This window comes from Rhodococcus sp. 077-4 (assembly GCF_047782425.1).
GTDB lineage: Bacteria > Actinomycetota > Actinomycetes > Mycobacteriales > Mycobacteriaceae > Rhodococcoides.
This window is the reverse complement of sequence record NZ_JAJPWC010000002.1, coordinates 484,868-500,011: the sequence shown is the minus strand read 5'-3', so window position 1 is coordinate 500,011 and position 15,144 is coordinate 484,868. Positions and strand designations below refer to the sequence as shown.

The 15,144-nt window shown below is 63.4% G+C and carries 12 protein-coding genes; 6 read left to right on the top strand and 6 right to left on the bottom strand.

From position 1 onward, the window contains the following. The first annotated feature begins 59 nt into the window (after nucleotides 1-59). On the top strand, nucleotides 60-1,013 hold the full coding sequence (locus ACNEOT_RS11555) for a HAMP domain-containing protein (RefSeq protein WP_415974125.1): 954 nt from the start codon (nucleotides 60-62) through the stop codon (nucleotides 1,011-1,013). 40 nt (nucleotides 1,014-1,053) lie between these two features. Here the strand turns inward: ACNEOT_RS11555 and ACNEOT_RS11550 are convergent, their stop codons facing one another. Both ACNEOT_RS11550 and ACNEOT_RS11545 read right to left on the bottom strand, forming a co-directional pair. After that, the gene (locus ACNEOT_RS11550; protein ID WP_415974123.1) at nucleotides 1,054-1,983 is read right to left on the bottom strand and encodes an SDR family oxidoreductase; all 930 of its coding nucleotides are present in this window, start codon (nucleotides 1,981-1,983) and stop codon (nucleotides 1,054-1,056) included. Between the two features lie 119 nt (nucleotides 1,984-2,102). Further along, nucleotides 2,103-2,942 (bottom strand): helix-turn-helix transcriptional regulator, encoded by an 840-nt coding sequence (locus tag ACNEOT_RS11545; RefSeq protein ID WP_415974121.1) that lies wholly within the window; start codon nucleotides 2,940-2,942, stop codon nucleotides 2,103-2,105. A gap of 78 nt (nucleotides 2,943-3,020) precedes the next feature. Between ACNEOT_RS11545 and ACNEOT_RS11540 the strand changes: the two genes are divergently transcribed. Continuing rightward, the gene (locus ACNEOT_RS11540) at nucleotides 3,021-3,746 is read left to right on the top strand and encodes an SDR family NAD(P)-dependent oxidoreductase (RefSeq protein ID WP_415974119.1); all 726 of its coding nucleotides are present in this window, start codon (nucleotides 3,021-3,023) and stop codon (nucleotides 3,744-3,746) included. Between the two features lie 11 nt (nucleotides 3,747-3,757). Here ACNEOT_RS11540 and ACNEOT_RS11535 read toward each other — a convergent pair whose 3' ends face one another. Both ACNEOT_RS11535 and ACNEOT_RS11530 read right to left on the bottom strand, forming a co-directional pair. Further along, complete coding sequence (locus tag ACNEOT_RS11535; protein ID WP_415974117.1) at nucleotides 3,758-4,258, bottom strand: metallophosphoesterase family protein; 501 nt, start codon at nucleotides 4,256-4,258, stop codon at nucleotides 3,758-3,760. 23 nt (nucleotides 4,259-4,281) lie between these two features. Continuing rightward, complete coding sequence (locus ACNEOT_RS11530) at nucleotides 4,282-7,560, bottom strand: error-prone DNA polymerase (RefSeq protein WP_415975101.1); 3,279 nt, start codon at nucleotides 7,558-7,560, stop codon at nucleotides 4,282-4,284. Between the two features lie 140 nt (nucleotides 7,561-7,700). On the opposite strand from ACNEOT_RS11530, the gene ACNEOT_RS11525 reads away from it, so the two are divergent. The 4 genes from ACNEOT_RS11525 (at nucleotide 7,701) to ACNEOT_RS11510 (ending at nucleotide 14,204) form a co-directional block, all read left to right on the top strand. Beyond that, entirely contained in the window at nucleotides 7,701-9,830 is a 2,130-nt protein-coding gene (locus ACNEOT_RS11525; RefSeq protein WP_415974115.1) for an MMPL family transporter, read from the top strand. 34 nt (nucleotides 9,831-9,864) lie between these two features. After that, entirely contained in the window at nucleotides 9,865-11,865 is a 2,001-nt protein-coding gene (locus ACNEOT_RS11520) for an SDR family oxidoreductase (protein ID WP_415974114.1), read from the top strand. A gap of 369 nt (nucleotides 11,866-12,234) precedes the next feature. Continuing rightward, nucleotides 12,235-13,500: a histidine kinase gene (locus ACNEOT_RS11515; RefSeq protein WP_415974113.1), complete on the top strand. Its 1,266-nt coding sequence runs from the start codon at nucleotides 12,235-12,237 to the stop codon at nucleotides 13,498-13,500. After that, complete coding sequence (locus tag ACNEOT_RS11510; RefSeq protein ID WP_415974112.1) at nucleotides 13,497-14,204, top strand: response regulator; 708 nt, start codon at nucleotides 13,497-13,499, stop codon at nucleotides 14,202-14,204. Before ACNEOT_RS11515 ends, ACNEOT_RS11510 begins: the two co-directional genes overlap by 4 nt. On the opposite strand, the gene ACNEOT_RS11505 is transcribed toward ACNEOT_RS11510, so the two are convergent. After that, on the bottom strand, nucleotides 14,176-14,556 hold the full coding sequence (locus ACNEOT_RS11505) for a hypothetical protein (protein WP_415974111.1): 381 nt from the start codon (nucleotides 14,554-14,556) through the stop codon (nucleotides 14,176-14,178). The genes ACNEOT_RS11510 and ACNEOT_RS11505 overlap by 29 nt on opposite strands. A 26-nt stretch (nucleotides 14,557-14,582) precedes the next feature. Beyond that, nucleotides 14,583-15,134 (bottom strand): hypothetical protein, encoded by a 552-nt coding sequence (locus ACNEOT_RS11500; protein WP_415974110.1) that lies wholly within the window; start codon nucleotides 15,132-15,134, stop codon nucleotides 14,583-14,585. Nucleotides 15,135-15,144: the final 10 nt, after the last annotated feature.

The following is a 15,144-nucleotide window of genomic DNA, read 5'->3' as shown; positions in this document are numbered from 1 at the left end:
GACGTGGGTCTGCGTGGCCTGCAGAATCGTGTCCGCTCATCGACCGGCATACTCGATCGATGAGCTATTCACGTGCGACCGCTCGCCCCCGAGCATTGTCGTTGCACGGACGCATCCGAGTGCTGACGATGAGTGTGGCGGCCCTTGCTGTCGCGGTAAGTGCTCTCGCGATCTATCTTGTCGCAGAGCAGGCACTCCGCTCGCAGATCGTCGACCGCGTGGAACGCAACAGCGATGCCCTCATCGCGAGCGCCGCATCCGGCGTTCCGGCCACACTCTTCGGCTTCGGCACCGAAGACACCGAAGGGACCGCGGTGAAGGTGGCCCTCGCGACTACCGACGGCACATTGGTGACGTCGACGAATGGCACCGGGCCCTTCACCGATTCCGACGGCGTTCTGGACGACCCGGAAAGATCGGTCATCGACGGCCGCACCGACCAGTCCCTACGTGAGGTGCGGGGCTACTACATCTCCGCCAAACGCACCGACTCCGGCGAGACGATCATGGTGGCCGAATCACTCAGCGGAGCGTCCCCGCTGCTCGGCAAGCTCTCGCTCGCCCTGGTCCTCGTCGGGGCGTTTCTCGTCGCGCTGGCAGGTGTCGCCGGAGCCGCCGTTGCACGCACCGGACTCCGACCGGTCACCCGACTGCGCGCCGGCACCGAAAGGGTGGCCCGCACAGGAGACTTCGAGCCTATCGACGTCAACGGAGACGACGAACTGGCGTCGCTGGCGAACAGCTTCAACGAGATGTTGGCTTCCCTTGATCGATCGCGAGCACGGCAAGGTCAACTGATCGTCGATGCAGGCGCAGAACTGATGGAACCCCTCACGGCATTGCGCACCAACATCGACTTACTGATGTCCCTCGACGGTCCGGACGCACCGAATATGCCGGAGGAAGAACAGGATCGATTACGCGTCGAGGTCATCGCCCAGATGGACGTCATCATCGGGCTCGTACACGACTTGGTCGACCACGCTCGGGAGCCCGCTCCTACCCCGCAGTGACGCGTCCGGCAGCGAGCCATGCCGGACAGCCGAGAACCGTTCAGGACGAGAGCCGCACACCGGTCAGCTGTTCCGACGCTTCCCACAAGCGACGCGCATCGTCCATGTTGCGCATCGGCTTCCACATGTTCACCTCGGTCGGAGGCCCGCCGAGAAGTCGCTTCGGGCCGAAGAACTGATCTCCACGCGCGTCGCTACCCGCGGACGCGACCAGTCCCGGCTGCGCGGCGCTGTCCACAGTGCCCGCAATGCCGACACGGGCAAGAACACCGATCAATCGTCGGCCGGCCGAATCTTTCGGTCGCCCCAGCCCTGGCTGCGCCCCGAGAAGATTGGTCGGAGAGATTCCCGGATGAGCGATGTTGCTGGAGATTCCCCAGCCGCCTGCCCTACTACGAGCGTCGAGCTCGCGTGCGAACAGAGCGACCGCGAGCTTCGATTGGGAGTAGGCCTTCATGACGTCGTAGGAGCGCTCCCAGTTGAGGTCGTTCCAATTGACGGTCGCCGAACGCGCCGCGATGCTCGTCTGATGGGTGACCCGCGCATTTCCCTTTCGCAGCAGCGGCAGCAGTCCGAGTGTCAATGCGAAGTGGCCAAGGTGATTGGTACCGAACTGCAGCTCGAACCCGTCCTGGGTGACTTGACGCGCAGGTGGCTGCATGACGCCTGCATTGTTGACGAGGATGTCTATCGCGCGGCCCTCGGATGAGAAATCAGCCACCAGAGCAGAGACGGATTCCAATGACGACAGATCCAGCGCCCGAGTGGAGACGTTCGCACCGGGTACCGCGACACGGATGGATTCGGCTGCCCGCTCCCCCTTGCCTGCCGAGCGCACCGGCATGACGACCTCGGCACCGGAGCGGGCGAGCTGCGTTGCGACGACCGTTCCGATTCCGTCGCTCGCTCCCGTGACGACGGCGATCTTCCCGGTCAGATCGGGAAGGGATGTGTGTGCTGTGCGGCCCATGACAAGCTCCTGTGCTGGTGTTGATCGAGAGGTTCGACCTGCAGAACCCATGTTCGACGATTGCCACGCACTCATCCAGGACTTCCCGATCCACTGATACGCCGACACCCTCCATCAGGTCAGGAAAGCACCTGAGTACCCACCACCGATAGCAATTCCAATTTGGCGTGGCTTTCGCTACCGGGGACTGCCGTGTACACCAGCAATCGATGCGCCTGCTCCGGGTCCAGAAGGGTCTGGCAGTGAAGCTGCAGCATGCCGACCGTCGGGTGCAGAAAGCGTTTGGACTCGGGCGGATGGACGCCGACTTCGCGCTTCTCCCACAGTTTTCGGAATTCCCCGCTGACCTCGAGCAGCTCCGCGGACAGGTGCGCAGCTCGCGAGTCCGGTCCGCGAAGAGTGACGATTTCGCGTAGCCCCGAGACGTACGCGCGAGACAGCACAGCTCGCTCTTCGGGCGGGTACGACTGCCGTGTTTCGGGGTCGGTGAACCAGCGGTATCCCAGACTCCGGTTCGGCCCGGTGCGCAACGACGCATCGCCGGTCAGTGCTGCTCCCAGCGGGCTTTGGCGCAGAGTTTCGCCGATTTCGGAGATGATCTCGGCGGGTGTGTCGGTGAGGCGGTCCAGAATTCGTAGCAGTCCTGGGCTGATGTGGTCGCTCGGCGCCCCGCGGGTAGGAGGATTGTGCCCGGCGAGCCGAAACACGTGGTCGCGCTCACCGAGCGACAGATGCAGCCCCTGCGCGATCGACGCGATCATCTGCGCCGACGGGGCGGGACCGGTCGCCCGTTCGAGTCGTGCGTAGTAATCGGTCGACATATGGCACAGTTCCGCGACCTCCTCGCGGCGCAGGCCTTGTGTGCGCCTGCGCTGCCCCCGTGGCAGCCCGACGTCCTCGGGTTGTAACAACTCGCGCCGCTGCCGGAGAAACAATGCCAATTCCGATCGATCGATCACATCGGTTCCTTCTTTCGCGTGCGCCTGAATGGCGTCTGCACGCAATTGTGCCTGCTGCGGTGTGGCTACTGTCGAGGGATGAGTGTTCCCTTGACCATCGTCACCGGCGGAAGTCGCGGAATCGGTGCCGCCATATCCCGGCGGCTGGTTGCCGACGGTCACGATGTGGTGATCGGCTATCGCTCCGATGCCACCGCCGCAGAAGCGTTGGCTGCGGAATTGTCGACATCCGGGCGAACGGCGATCGCTGTGCGCGCCGATACCACCGACGAACAGGCAGTGATCGGTCTGTTCGGCGCTGCGGCCGAGATCGGTACCGTCACCGGTTCGGTGAACAATGCTGGTTCGGCGCGTGCCGTCGGGCCGCTGGTGGACAACGACATCGAGACCATCAGGGCGGACCTCGACGTCAACCTGGTCGGGGTACTCACCTGTTGCAAGTACGCAATCGCGGCGATGGCCGAAACAGGTGGCTCGATCGTCAACATCTCCTCCGCTGCCGCGACCCTGGGTAGTCCCGGAATGTACGTCCACTATGCGGCCGCGAAGGCCGCCGTCGATACGCTGACCGTGGGATTGTCGAAAGAAGTTGCTGCACAGAACATCCGCGTCAACGCAGTCGCTCCCGGAATCATCGAGACCGACTTCCACCGAGATCGCGAGCGGCCGCAGAAGATGGCGTCGAGCATCCCCCTAGGGCACCCCGGTGTGCCGGAGGAGATCGCGGGCGCGGTGTCGTGGTTGTTGTCCGAGGACGCGCGGTACGCCACCGGAACCGTCATCAGGGTTGCCGGCGGTATGTGAGGCCTCGACCGCTATCGAGGCGCGATGCGGTGCACATTCACTTCCTTCAGCGCACCGTCTTCGGCAACGGCTGTCATGTACGTGCAGAACGGTTGCCGACGCCGATCCGTCGGCGACCCCGGGTTGAGCAGCCGTAGGCCGCTGTCCGCGAAGGTATCCCACGGTATGTGACTGTGGCCGAACACGAGCACGTCTGTCTCGGGGTACGCCGCCGCCATACGTCGTTCCCGTCCCGTCGAGGCACCGGTCTCGTGGACCACGGTGAACCGCACCCCGCCCAGTACGACGTCGGCGCGTTCGGGCATCAGTGCTCGCAACTCCTCGCCGTCGTTGTTGCCCCAGCACGTAACCAGACGACGCGACCGCTGTGAGAGCTCCTCGAACGCCGCCAGATTCACCCAATCACCGGCATGTATCACTACATCGGCATCGTCGACGGCCGACCACACCTCGGCGGGGAGGTCACGCGCGCGCTTCGGAAGATGAGTGTCGGCAATCAGCAGCAGCTTCACCCCTCGATTGTGCACTTGGTCCCTCATCGGAAGTCCCGCGATCTGGAGGCGACTCGCAGATCCATCAGTTGCAGATGATCGGCCACCACGGTCACCGCACCCTCGGCGTTCTGCACTTTGCCTCGAATCAGCAACGCGGGAGCGGTGATCGCCAGCTTGCGGTATTTTGCCCACAATCCGACCGAGCACACCACGTTGACCATGCCGGTTTCGTCCTCGAGGTTGATGAACGTGACGCCTCCCGCAGTTGCCGGCCGCTGGCGATGCGTCACCGCTCCACCGACGAGCACCCGATCCCCGTCCGGAATCTGCAGCAGCCGGTTCGCGGGGATCACGCCGAGCGAATCGAGACGATCCCGAAAGAACTGCGTGGGATACGAATCCGGTGACACTCCGGTTGCCCAGACGTCGGCCGAGGCCAGATCGAGATCCGACATTCCCGGTAGCGCAGGCGCTGTCGTCGACGCTCCGATGCCGGGGAGCAGGCCGGGACGCTCCCCCGCCGCCGCTCCCGCAGCCCACAGTGCCTCTCGGCGCGTGATGCCGAAGCACCCGAGTGCGCCTGCCGTTGCCAGTGCTTCCGCTTGCGCCACCGACAGTTCGACGCGTCCCGTCAGGTCCAGGAAGGAGGTGTAGGGCCCGTGTGCCTCTCGCGAGTCGACGATCTTCTGGGCCACTGCAGTGCCGATGAACTTCACATCTGCCAACCCCATGCGAATCTCGAGCCCGTCCCCCTCGAGATTCGCATGGCCGAGACTGGCGTTCACGTCGGCACCGTGCACGAGCACACCGTGCCGCCTGGCATCGGCGACCAAAGATTGCGGTGAGTAGAAACCCATCGGTTGGGCGCGCAGCAGACCGGCACAGAATGCAGCCGGATGGTGCAACTTGAACCACGACGAGTAGAACACCAGTGAGGCGAAGCTCTGCGAATGGCTCTCGGGGAAGCCGAAATTGGCGAAGGCCGACAGTTTTTCGTAGATGCGATCCGCGGCCGCGCCGGTGATGCCGTGAAGATCACGCATCCCGTCGTAGAACCGCCCACGCAGCAGTTCCATCTTCTCCGGTGATCTCTTCGATCCCATGGCGCGGCGCAGCTGATCGGCGTCGGCGGCACTGAAACCGGCCACATCGATGGCCATCTGCATCAGCTGCTCCTGGAACAACGGCACGCCGAGAGTTCGATCGAGCGCCTTCTTGAGGGACGGATGCTCGAAGATCACCGGTTCGAGTCCGTTGCGGCGCTTGATGTACGGGTGCACCGAACCGCCCTGGATCGGGCCGGGGCGGATCAGGGCTACCTCGACCACCAGGTCGTAGAAGTTTCTCGGCTTGAGCCGCGGCAGCGTGGCCATCTGCGCGCGGGACTCGACCTGGAACACCCCGACCGAATCGGCTCGTTGGAGCATCTCGTACACCTCGGGTTCGGACAGATCGATCGAGGAGAGTTCGATGTCGATGCCCTTGTGCTCGGCGATCAGGTCCATCATGTAGTGCAGCGCCGAGAGCATGCCGAGCCCGAGCATGTCGAACTTCACCAAACCCACTGCGGCACAATCGTCCTTGTCCCACTGGAGCACACTGCGGTTCTCCATCGTCGCCCATTCCACCGGACAGACGTCGGCGATCGGACGATCACAGATCACCATGCCGCCGGAGTGAATACCGAGGTGGCGCGGGAAGCCCTCGATCTGTCGCGCGAGTTCGAGGACGGACTCGGGAATTCCGTCACCTTCCTGATCACCGATTCCGGACCAGCGGGTGATCTGCTTGCTCCACGCGTCCTGCTGCCCCTGCGAAAAGCCGAGCGCACGTGCCATGTCTCGCACCGAGGACTTACCGCGATAGGTGATGACATTGGCCACCTGAGCGGCATGGGTGCGGCCGTACTTCGCGTAGACGTGCTGGATCGCCTCTTCCCGACGATCGGATTCGATGTCGATATCGATGTCGGGCGGCCCGTCACGTTCTGGTGCGAGAAACCGCTCGAACAGCAGCTTGTTGGCCACCGGATCCACATTGGTGATTCCGATGGCGAAGCAGACTGCGGAATTGGCTGCCGAACCTCTTCCCTGACACAGGATGTCGTGTGTCTTGCAGAAGTGGACGATGTCGTTGACCACCAGGAAGTAGCCGGGAAATTCGAGCCGCTCGATGATGTCCAGTTCGTACTCGAGCTGCGAGTACGCCGCTGGGTTCGCCGACTGGGGGCCGTACCGGCGGGCGGCTCCCTCGAACGTGAGGCGCCGCAGATAGCTGATTTCGGTGAATCCGTCGGGCACTTCGAACGGCGGCAGGCGCGGCGCGATCAGCTTCAGATCGAACGAGCACTCACGACCGAGCTCGACGGCACCGCGCACCGCGCCCGGATAGTGACGGAACAGTTCGGCCATTTCCGCCCCGGACCGCAGATGTTCGCCGCCGGTCGGGGCCAACCAACCGGCGGCGTCGTCCAAACTGCTCCGCGCGCGAACCGCGGCCATCGCCATGGCCAATCTCCTACTGCGTGGACCGGCGTAATGCGCGGCCGTGGTGGCGATCGTCGGAAGGCCGTACTGCCGAGCCAGCGTCGCGAGAGCGTCGTTGCGCTCGTCGTCGTCCGCGACGCCGTGCCGGGTGAGTTCGACGGTGACACGATCGGGTCCGAACCGATCGACGAGCATGCGCAACTCGGCTTCGGCCGCCTCAGGACCACCACGTGAAAGCGCCTGCCTCACATGCCCTTTTCGGCAACCGGTGAGAATCTGCCAATGCCCACCCGCCGATTCGGTGAGCTCGTCGATGTCGTACTGCGGCTTACCTTTGACCCCGCCTGCCAGATGCGCGGCCGCGATCCGACGCGAAAGGCGTCGATACCCTTCCTGGCCGCGGGCGAGTACGAGTAGATGAGTGCCGTCGGGATCGGTCGCCCCGGCTCGAGACCGTTGGGTGTCCAGCGAGAGTTCGGCACCGAACACGGTTCCGATGCCGAGAGCTCTGGCCGCCTCGGCGAAACGCACGACCCCATAGAAACCGTCGTGATCGGTGATCGCGATGGACTCGAGGCCGAGTCGTACCGCTTCCTCGACCATTTCCTCGGGCTGCGAGGCACCGTCGAGAAAGCTGAACGCCGAGTGCGCATGCAGTTCCGAATACGGCGTTGCCGGACGCACCGGCTCGTGGTGGCGAGGCCCCTCGTAGGCCTCTCGCTTCCGGGACCAGGCCGGGCTGTCGCCGCCGTCGCCCTCGGCCACAGGCTTGGGACGTCCGGACAGGACGCGCTCCATTTCCGACCAGGTGGGAGGTCCGTCGTTCCAACCCATCGAAATCACCTCCTCCACGCCGTCGCAATACCGTCGAACACTTGTTCTAATGAGAACACGAGGGTCCGACACGATCAACTACAGTCGAGTCGCCACTGACCCTTTTCACCGAATCCCTTTCACAGAGCCGGAGCACCGTCGTGACCCGTTGGGCCTCGTTCGTCGTATCGCACAAACGATGGGTACTCACAGCTGTCGTCGCGATCGTGGCCGTAGGCGGCGTGCTGGGGCTGGGTGTCTTCTCGAAACTGAGCGAAGGCGGCTACGCCGACGCAGGCAGCGAGTCGTCGGAGGTCGCGCGACTGGTGCAGGGCATCGGCCAACCGACACCCGACATCGTGGCGATCTACACCGCCCCCGAGGGCGAGACGATCGACGACATAGGACCCCGAGTGCAGGCGACGCTCGACCAATTCCGTAGTCGCTACACCCTCGGAAACGTGAACTCCTACTGGACCGCGGACCCGGTGACCAAGGAGTTCCTGGTCTCGAAAGACCGAACCAAAGCATTGGTGACGATCTCCCTCGGTGCGAAATCGGGAGTCACCTTCAACACGTTCGGCGAACTTCCGCCGCAACTCGAAGTACCCGGCATCGAATCGCAGTTCGCCGGCGCGTCTGTGGTGGGGGTCTCGCTCAGCGAAACCCTCGAAAGTGATCTGGTCCGCTCCGAGATGATCGCGGTTCCCATCACGTTGCTGCTGCTGATCTTCATCTTCGGCGGTGTGATCGCCGCAGCGGTCCCGGTGTTCGTCGGTATTCTGAGCGTGCTCAGCTCCCTGGCCATCCTGCGGGTGCTCACCGAGTTCACCGAAGTCAGCTCGTTCTCGATCAACGTCGCGTCACTGCTGGGACTTGGCCTGGCCATCGATTACGGATTGTTCATCGTCAGCAGGTTCCGCGAGGAACTACGCGGCGGGTCGACGACGATCGAGGCGACCGTCCGCACCGTGTCCACCGCCGGCCGCACCGTCGTCTTCTCGGGACTGCTGCTGATCTGCGCGTTCGCCGGCATGCTCGTCTTCCCGCAGGCAGTGATCCGATCCCTCGGGTTCGGAGCCATGGCTGCGGTGGCGAGTGCGGCCGTCCTGTCACTGACTGCGGTTCCGGCACTGCTTGCGATTCTCGGCCCGCGCATCAACTCCTGGACATGGTCGCGCACCGCGTCCGATCGCAGCGATGCACGCGCACACAAATTCTGGGGCGGCGTCGTCACCCGCGTGATGAAGCATCCGGGCTTCGTCGCTGCCGTCATCGTCGCCGGGTTGCTGATCATCGCCACCCCGATCCTCAAAGTCTCACTCGGAGAGGTCGACTACACGGCGTTGCCGAAGGACGACCCGGCGCGAATGGCATTCGAGACGCTCGGAAGCGACTTCGAGTCGACCGGCGACGGTGCCACCGTGGTGCTGCGCGGCCTGGACGGCGTCAAGCCTCAGGGTGCTCCCATCGCGGCACTGACCTCTGCCGTGGAATCCATTCCTGGCATCGCCCGAGCCGAATTCCTCGGCTCGAAGGACGATTTCGTGACGCTGCAGGCGTCCTACAGCGAACCGACCGACGGGATGAGCGAGGCAGAATCCCAATCCGACGCAGTGGCCGCACTGCGCTCGATCGCTCCTCCGGACGGGACCGAGATCCTCGTCGGCGGCGGGCGAGCGAATGTCGACGACGGTAATGCGGCGATCGCGAAGTGGCTGCCGGTGATGATCGCGATCATGGTCGTCTCGACGCTGGTGTTGCTGTTCCTTGCGTTCGGATCGATCGTGCTGCCGATCAAGGCGGTGCTCATGGCCGGACTGAGCCTGGCTGCCACGTTCGGCGCACTCACGTGGGTGTTCCAGGAAGGCCACGGCGCAGATTTGCTCGGCGTCACCCCCGGCCCACTCGAGTCGACGTTCGTAGTTCTCATTCTCGCGGTCATCTTCGGCTTGTCGACCGACTACGAAGTGTTTCTGATGTCGCGCATGGTCGAGGCTCGCGCGGGAGGAGCGAGCACCGAGGAAGCCGTGATCTTCGGCGCTCAACGCACCGGACGCATCGTCACCGCGGCCGCGTTGATTCTGATCGTCGTCACCGGGGCCTTCACGATCTCGGGCCTGTCGATCATGAAATTTCTCGGCTTCGGCGTCATTCTCGCCCTGATCATCGACGCGACCATCATCCGCATGTTGCTGGTTCCATCCCTGGTCAAACTCATGGGCGAGGGCAACTGGTGGGCACCGGCCTGGATGAAGAAAGTGCACGACAAGGCCGGTATCGGGCACTAGCACCGGATCTTACTGTGGAGTAAGGTCGGCTCGCATGGCGAACTACATCGTAACCGGCGGTACCGGGTTTCTCGGGAAGAACATCCTGCCCCGACTGCTGGAACGTGATGCCCTCGCTGCGATCCACGTGCTGGTGCGTCCGGGTTCGGTGGCTCGTCTCGAGCGACTGGCGGAGGAACTCGACGGCGGCGAACGGATTCACCCACTGGTCGGCGACCTCACCGACCCGGAGCTCGGACTCGGGGACGTGCCGGCCGACATCGACCACATCATCCACCTCGGGGCCGTCTACGACCTGACCGCCGGTGACGAGCAAACCCCGACCAATGTTGCCGGAACTGCCTCGGTGATCGCACTGGCCGAGAAGACCGGTGCCCGCCTGCACCACATCTCGTCGATCGCCGTTGCCGGTGACTACCGAGGAACGTTCTCCGAGAACGACTTCGACCTCGGGCAGGGATTCCCGACGGCCTATCACCGCACCAAGTTCGAGTCCGAGAAGCTGGTGCGCAACAGTGCTGCAGATTGGCGCGTGTACCGGCCCGCCGCGATCATCGGTCATTCCGAGACCGGTGCGATCGACAAGGTGGACGGCCCGTACTACTTCTTTCCGTTCTTCGCCGAACTCGCCAAGCTGCCCTCGGCCATACCCATCACCGTACCGAAGATGGGTGCCACCAACCTGGTTCCCGTCGACTACGTTGCGGACGCCATCGTCGAGCTGGTACATCGAGATACCGCTTCCGGCAGCGTGTTTCATCTGGTCAACCCGGCGCCCCAGTCGATGGCAGAGGTGTACGCCGCGTTCTCGTCGGCGGCAGGGTCTCGCGCCAGAATCGTCGACGTGCCCGGGGCACTGGTAGCCCCGGTCGTCTCGCCCAAGTCCAGAGCCGTACGCAAGCAGCGCGACGCTGCGCTTCGCGATCTCGGCGTGCCACCGGTGATGCTCGAACACCTGACCTTGCCCACTGTGTTCGAGTCGGCATCGACGCAGAAAGCGTTGCAGGGCAGCTCGATTACGCCACCTCCCCTGCGTACCTATGCCGATCGCGTGTGGACTCACTGGCGAGAGAACTTCGATCCCAAGCGCAACCGCCGAAACGACCCACGCGGCCCGATCTTCGGCCGTCATATCGTCATCACCGGTGGCTCCTCCGGAATCGGCCGGGCCAGTGCCGAGGCGGCCGCCCGAAAAGGCGCTGTAGTCATCCTGCTCGCGCGCGGTCAGGATCAGCTCGACGAGGTGGTCGCGGGCATCCGCGAATCCGGCGGCACCGCCTACGGCTATTCGTGCGACGTCACCGACAGCGAATCGGTGGACCAGACGGTGAAAACCGTACTGAGCGAACACGGTCACGTCGACATGCTGGTGAACAGCGCAGGTCGGTCCATCCGCCGCGCGCTCTATCGATCCACCGATCGGTTGCACGATTACGAGCGCACCATGGCCGTCAACTACTTCGGAGCCATTCGACTGGTACTGGCGCTGTTGCCACACATGCGCGAACGCAGCTTCGGGCACGTCGTCAACCTCTCCAGCGCCGCGGTTCTGGGGCACCCACCCCGTTTCTCCGCGTACGTGGCCAGCAAGGCGGCACTCGACGGTTTCACCGATGTGGCTGCCGCAGAAACACTTTCGGACGGAATCACCTACACCACCATCCACATGCCACTGGTGGACACACCGATGATCACACCGACGGGCGACAAGAACGTCGGCCCGGTCTTCTCACCCGAGAAAGCTGCTGCGATCGTGATTCGCGCACTGAGCGACAAGCCCAAACGAATCGATACTCCGTTGGGGACCCTCGGGCAGTTCGGTGCCATCTTCAGCCCCAAGGGCAAAGACCGCACGATGCATCAGCACTACCGCAAATTCCCCGAATCCGCTGCAGCCAAGGGGGAAACACCGGTACCGCTCGTAGACGGAAAAATGCCCTACCGAGTGCGGCCCTACGATCCGAAAGCTCCGAGCGCACGCATCGGCAAAGTGGTCCGACGCATCGGCAGACTGGTCCCCGGCACCAGCTGGTGACATGTGGGTCACTGATTGTGGCCCTCTCCCTCAGGTACCGCCAGTGTCCACAATTTCTACCCGCGATCGCGATCCCGTGTGTGGTCGCACAGAGTGGACACTCACGTCAGTGGCTACTACGCAGATCCTCCCGCTCCCGCGGAGCGTCTTCACGTCCTGCATGAGGCAGCCTGGTACGAAGCATCAAACAAGGACGATCGGTGCTGTACGTGCGCACGATGCTCGGAGACAACCTGATCGAACCGAGTCGATAGCTCGGTTCGGTCGAATCGGCATTTCTCACCTCACTCGCGCTTACGTCGGGCCGAATCACCGATTGGTAGAGCTGGCCCTACCGTTCGACGGCGTGCCTGAACCTAAAATGCATGGGTGAGTCAATCGACAACAGGTTCTGCTCCGCTGTTACTCGAGTTCTTGCGGTCGGTCTCGTATGTTGCTGCCGTGGGGATTCGCACCCTGTGTGCGGTGTCCGCAACTGCTGTATTCGCCGCACCGATCTTCGTTGCGGCCACCGAAGCGAGGCTCAGTGCGTTTCATACCGGCGCACTCGCGACAGCGGGATTGGTCGCGTTGGGGGTCGGTCTACCGATCGTGTCGGCAGCGCTTGCGCGCGCCGATTGGGCCGGTGTTGCAGCCTCAAGGGCCGAACCGCCGATGAGCCGTTGGGAAGTGTCGCTGCGAGAGCCGAAGTCACTGATTCGTCCGCTTGCCTACTGCGTCCTGATGGTTACCCTCGGTGGTGCCCTGACAGTGGCAAGTTTGCTCGTGGTGATCGGATCGCTCGTCGCACTGGTGAGCCCCTATCTCGCACTGACCGGAGACAGCGCGGTGATCGGACCCGTAACCGTCACGACTGTGGCGCAGAGCCTTCTCGCGGCAACCCTCGGTGCCGTTCTACTTGCGCTTCTGGTGTGGGCATCGCCCTTCCTCGTGCGCTATCACGCGCAACTGGTGCAGCAAGTGTTGACTCGGCCTGAACAGCGATTGCGGCACGATCTCACTGCGACGGCGCAATCACGCACTCGTCTGGTGCGCTCCTTCGACATCGAGCGTCGTCGCATCGAGCGGGACCTACACGACGCGGTGCAACCGCAGCTGCTGTCGGTGAGTATGTCGTTGGGGCTCGCGCTCGCCGAACTGCCGGTGGACACCCCCGGCCGAGATGACGTAGTGCGTGCTCAGCAGCAAGCCCGCAAGAGTTTGGACGACCTGCGACGAGTGGTGCGGAACATTCACCCCCAGGTGCTGATCGACCACGGTCTGGGTGCCACGGTGCGCGAGATCGCGGACAACTTCGCCATCCCCGTCACAGTGCATGATCAACTCGGCCGTCGCCTGCCGTCCGATATCGAGACCAACCTCTATTTCTGTGTGTCCGAATTGCTTTCGAACGTCGTCAAACACAGCTCTGCGCATCACGCCGAGGTCGTGCTGTGCAATCCGCATCGAAAGGAAGTTCACATAACTGTTCACGACGAAGGATGTGGTGGAGCCGGTGTACAGCGACAGGGCGACGGCGGTCTGAGCGGGATCGCCGACCGCCTCGCAGCCGTGGACGGCACTCTCACCGTCGACTCCCCTATCGGAGGACCGACCGATATCACTATCGTGGTTCCGAAGGCGAGTGCGGCGTGAATACCGTTGCGGCGAAGCTAATCCGGGTCGTACTGGCCGAGGACAACACGCTGCTACGCGAGGGACTTCAGATGTTGTTGCAACGCAACGGATTCGATACGGTGGCGGCAGTCGGATCAGCCGTCGAACTCGTCGCTGCGTGCCACCGACACGACCCGGATCTGGTCATCACAGACGTCAGAATGCCACCCGGTTTCGGGTCCGAGGGTCTCGCGGCGGCATTCGAGCTGCGACAGAAGAAGCCGTCCCTTCCGGTCGTCGTATTGAGCCAGTACATCGAGCAGAGTTACGTAGCCGAGTTGCTCGACGGCGCGGGCGAGGCTGGGATCGGATACCTACTCAAGGACAGAGTCAGCGATGTTCTCGAGTTTGCCGATACGCTCAGGCGGGTCGAGTCCGGCGGCACCGCAATCGATCCTGCCGTCATCAACCGGATGATCGCTCGCCGGCACGACCCGTTGCAGAAGCTGACCCCACGCGAACGCGACGTCCTCGCCGTCGTCGCGGAGGGGCATTCCAACGCTGCCATCGCCCGAAAGCTGTTCGTCAGCGAAGCGGCTGTCGTCAAACACATCGGTAACATCATGATGAAGCTCGACATTCCGCCGAACGACAACCGGAACCGAAGAGTCGCAGCAGTTCTCGCGTACCTTCGAGTCCAGCAGAACGCCGCTCCTACGGCATCGTCGCGGGAGTGCCATTGACGTACACCGCGGTCCCTAACGGAACTTCGACCGAATAGCGTCCTTCGCAGTAACCGACCATGCCGCCATCACAAGGCGTACCCAGGTTCAGACTGGTTCCCTCCAGCGACCAATCCGGGGTGCTTGCGTTCTTTCCCATCGTTTTCGTCTGCACCGTGACGACCACCCCCGCGATATCCGCTTGCTCCGAGGCGTCGATGGGCATGTTCGCGTTGTAATTCACGATGTCCAAGCGCGTCCCGGTGAAGTCGAATGTTTCGGTCCGCTGCCCTGAAGTGGGCGCACAGCCGGACAGCGCAACCGCCGTCGCCATCAGGGTTGCCGCCATGCCTGCTTTGAAGGAACTGTTCATGCCTACAGTTCACCCGGCGAACTCGTTCACCGATACAGGTCGAGGTCTACGTTCGAGGTAGAGCTACCCCTACCCAGAAGAGCTCTCCCCCAGACTCGCAGGAATCCCTGACTCAGGTATGTCAGAGTGCCGAGTGCCAAGACCCATTTGACAGTACTGACCACTGTGGTGGCGCGGACGACGGTATCGGTGATTCGTTCGCGGTTGTCCACCAGTATCAGTCCGACGATGTTCTCGATGTAGTCGCCGGCGGCGGAGGCCACGGGGGCGAGAGCCAGTGCCGTCGTCACCGCGGGGCTCAGCGGTGTCTTCGCCGCCAGGCTCCTTGCACCTGCACGCAGTGCGACGGCGTAGATCGCGGGGTGGACGAAGTCGGGTGGGTAATGGCTTCGGAACCTGGCGATGTCGGTCTCGTCCATGCTCGCCAGGATCTGTCGGTAACGCTGCTCGGACCACGCCGTCTGTACCGCAAGCACATTCGGTGCAGTGGGACCGAGCAGTCGGGCAATGTTGGCCTGCGACACGACGAACAATGCCGACCAGCCGAGCATCCGACGATCAAGCGCACTCAGTGGCATGCCTGCAGAC

Coding starts and splice junctions, on each gene's coding strand:
- ACNEOT_RS11540 (WP_415974119.1), top strand. CDS start 3,021: ATGAGTGTTCCCTTGACCATCGTCACCGGCGGAAGTCGCGGAATCGGT.
- ACNEOT_RS11530 (WP_415975101.1), bottom strand. CDS start 7,560: ATGGGTTGGAACGACGGACCTCCCACCTGGTCGGAAATGGAGCGCGTC.
- ACNEOT_RS11555 (WP_415974125.1), top strand. CDS start 60: ATGAGCTATTCACGTGCGACCGCTCGCCCCCGAGCATTGTCGTTGCAC.
- ACNEOT_RS11505 (WP_415974111.1), bottom strand. CDS start 14,556: ATGAACAGTTCCTTCAAAGCAGGCATGGCGGCAACCCTGATGGCGACG.
- ACNEOT_RS11520 (WP_415974114.1), top strand. CDS start 9,865: ATGGCGAACTACATCGTAACCGGCGGTACCGGGTTTCTCGGGAAGAAC.
- ACNEOT_RS11550 (WP_415974123.1), bottom strand. CDS start 1,983: ATGGGCCGCACAGCACACACATCCCTTCCCGATCTGACCGGGAAGATC.
- ACNEOT_RS11500 (WP_415974110.1), bottom strand. CDS start 15,134: ATGCCACTGAGTGCGCTTGATCGTCGGATGCTCGGCTGGTCGGCATTG.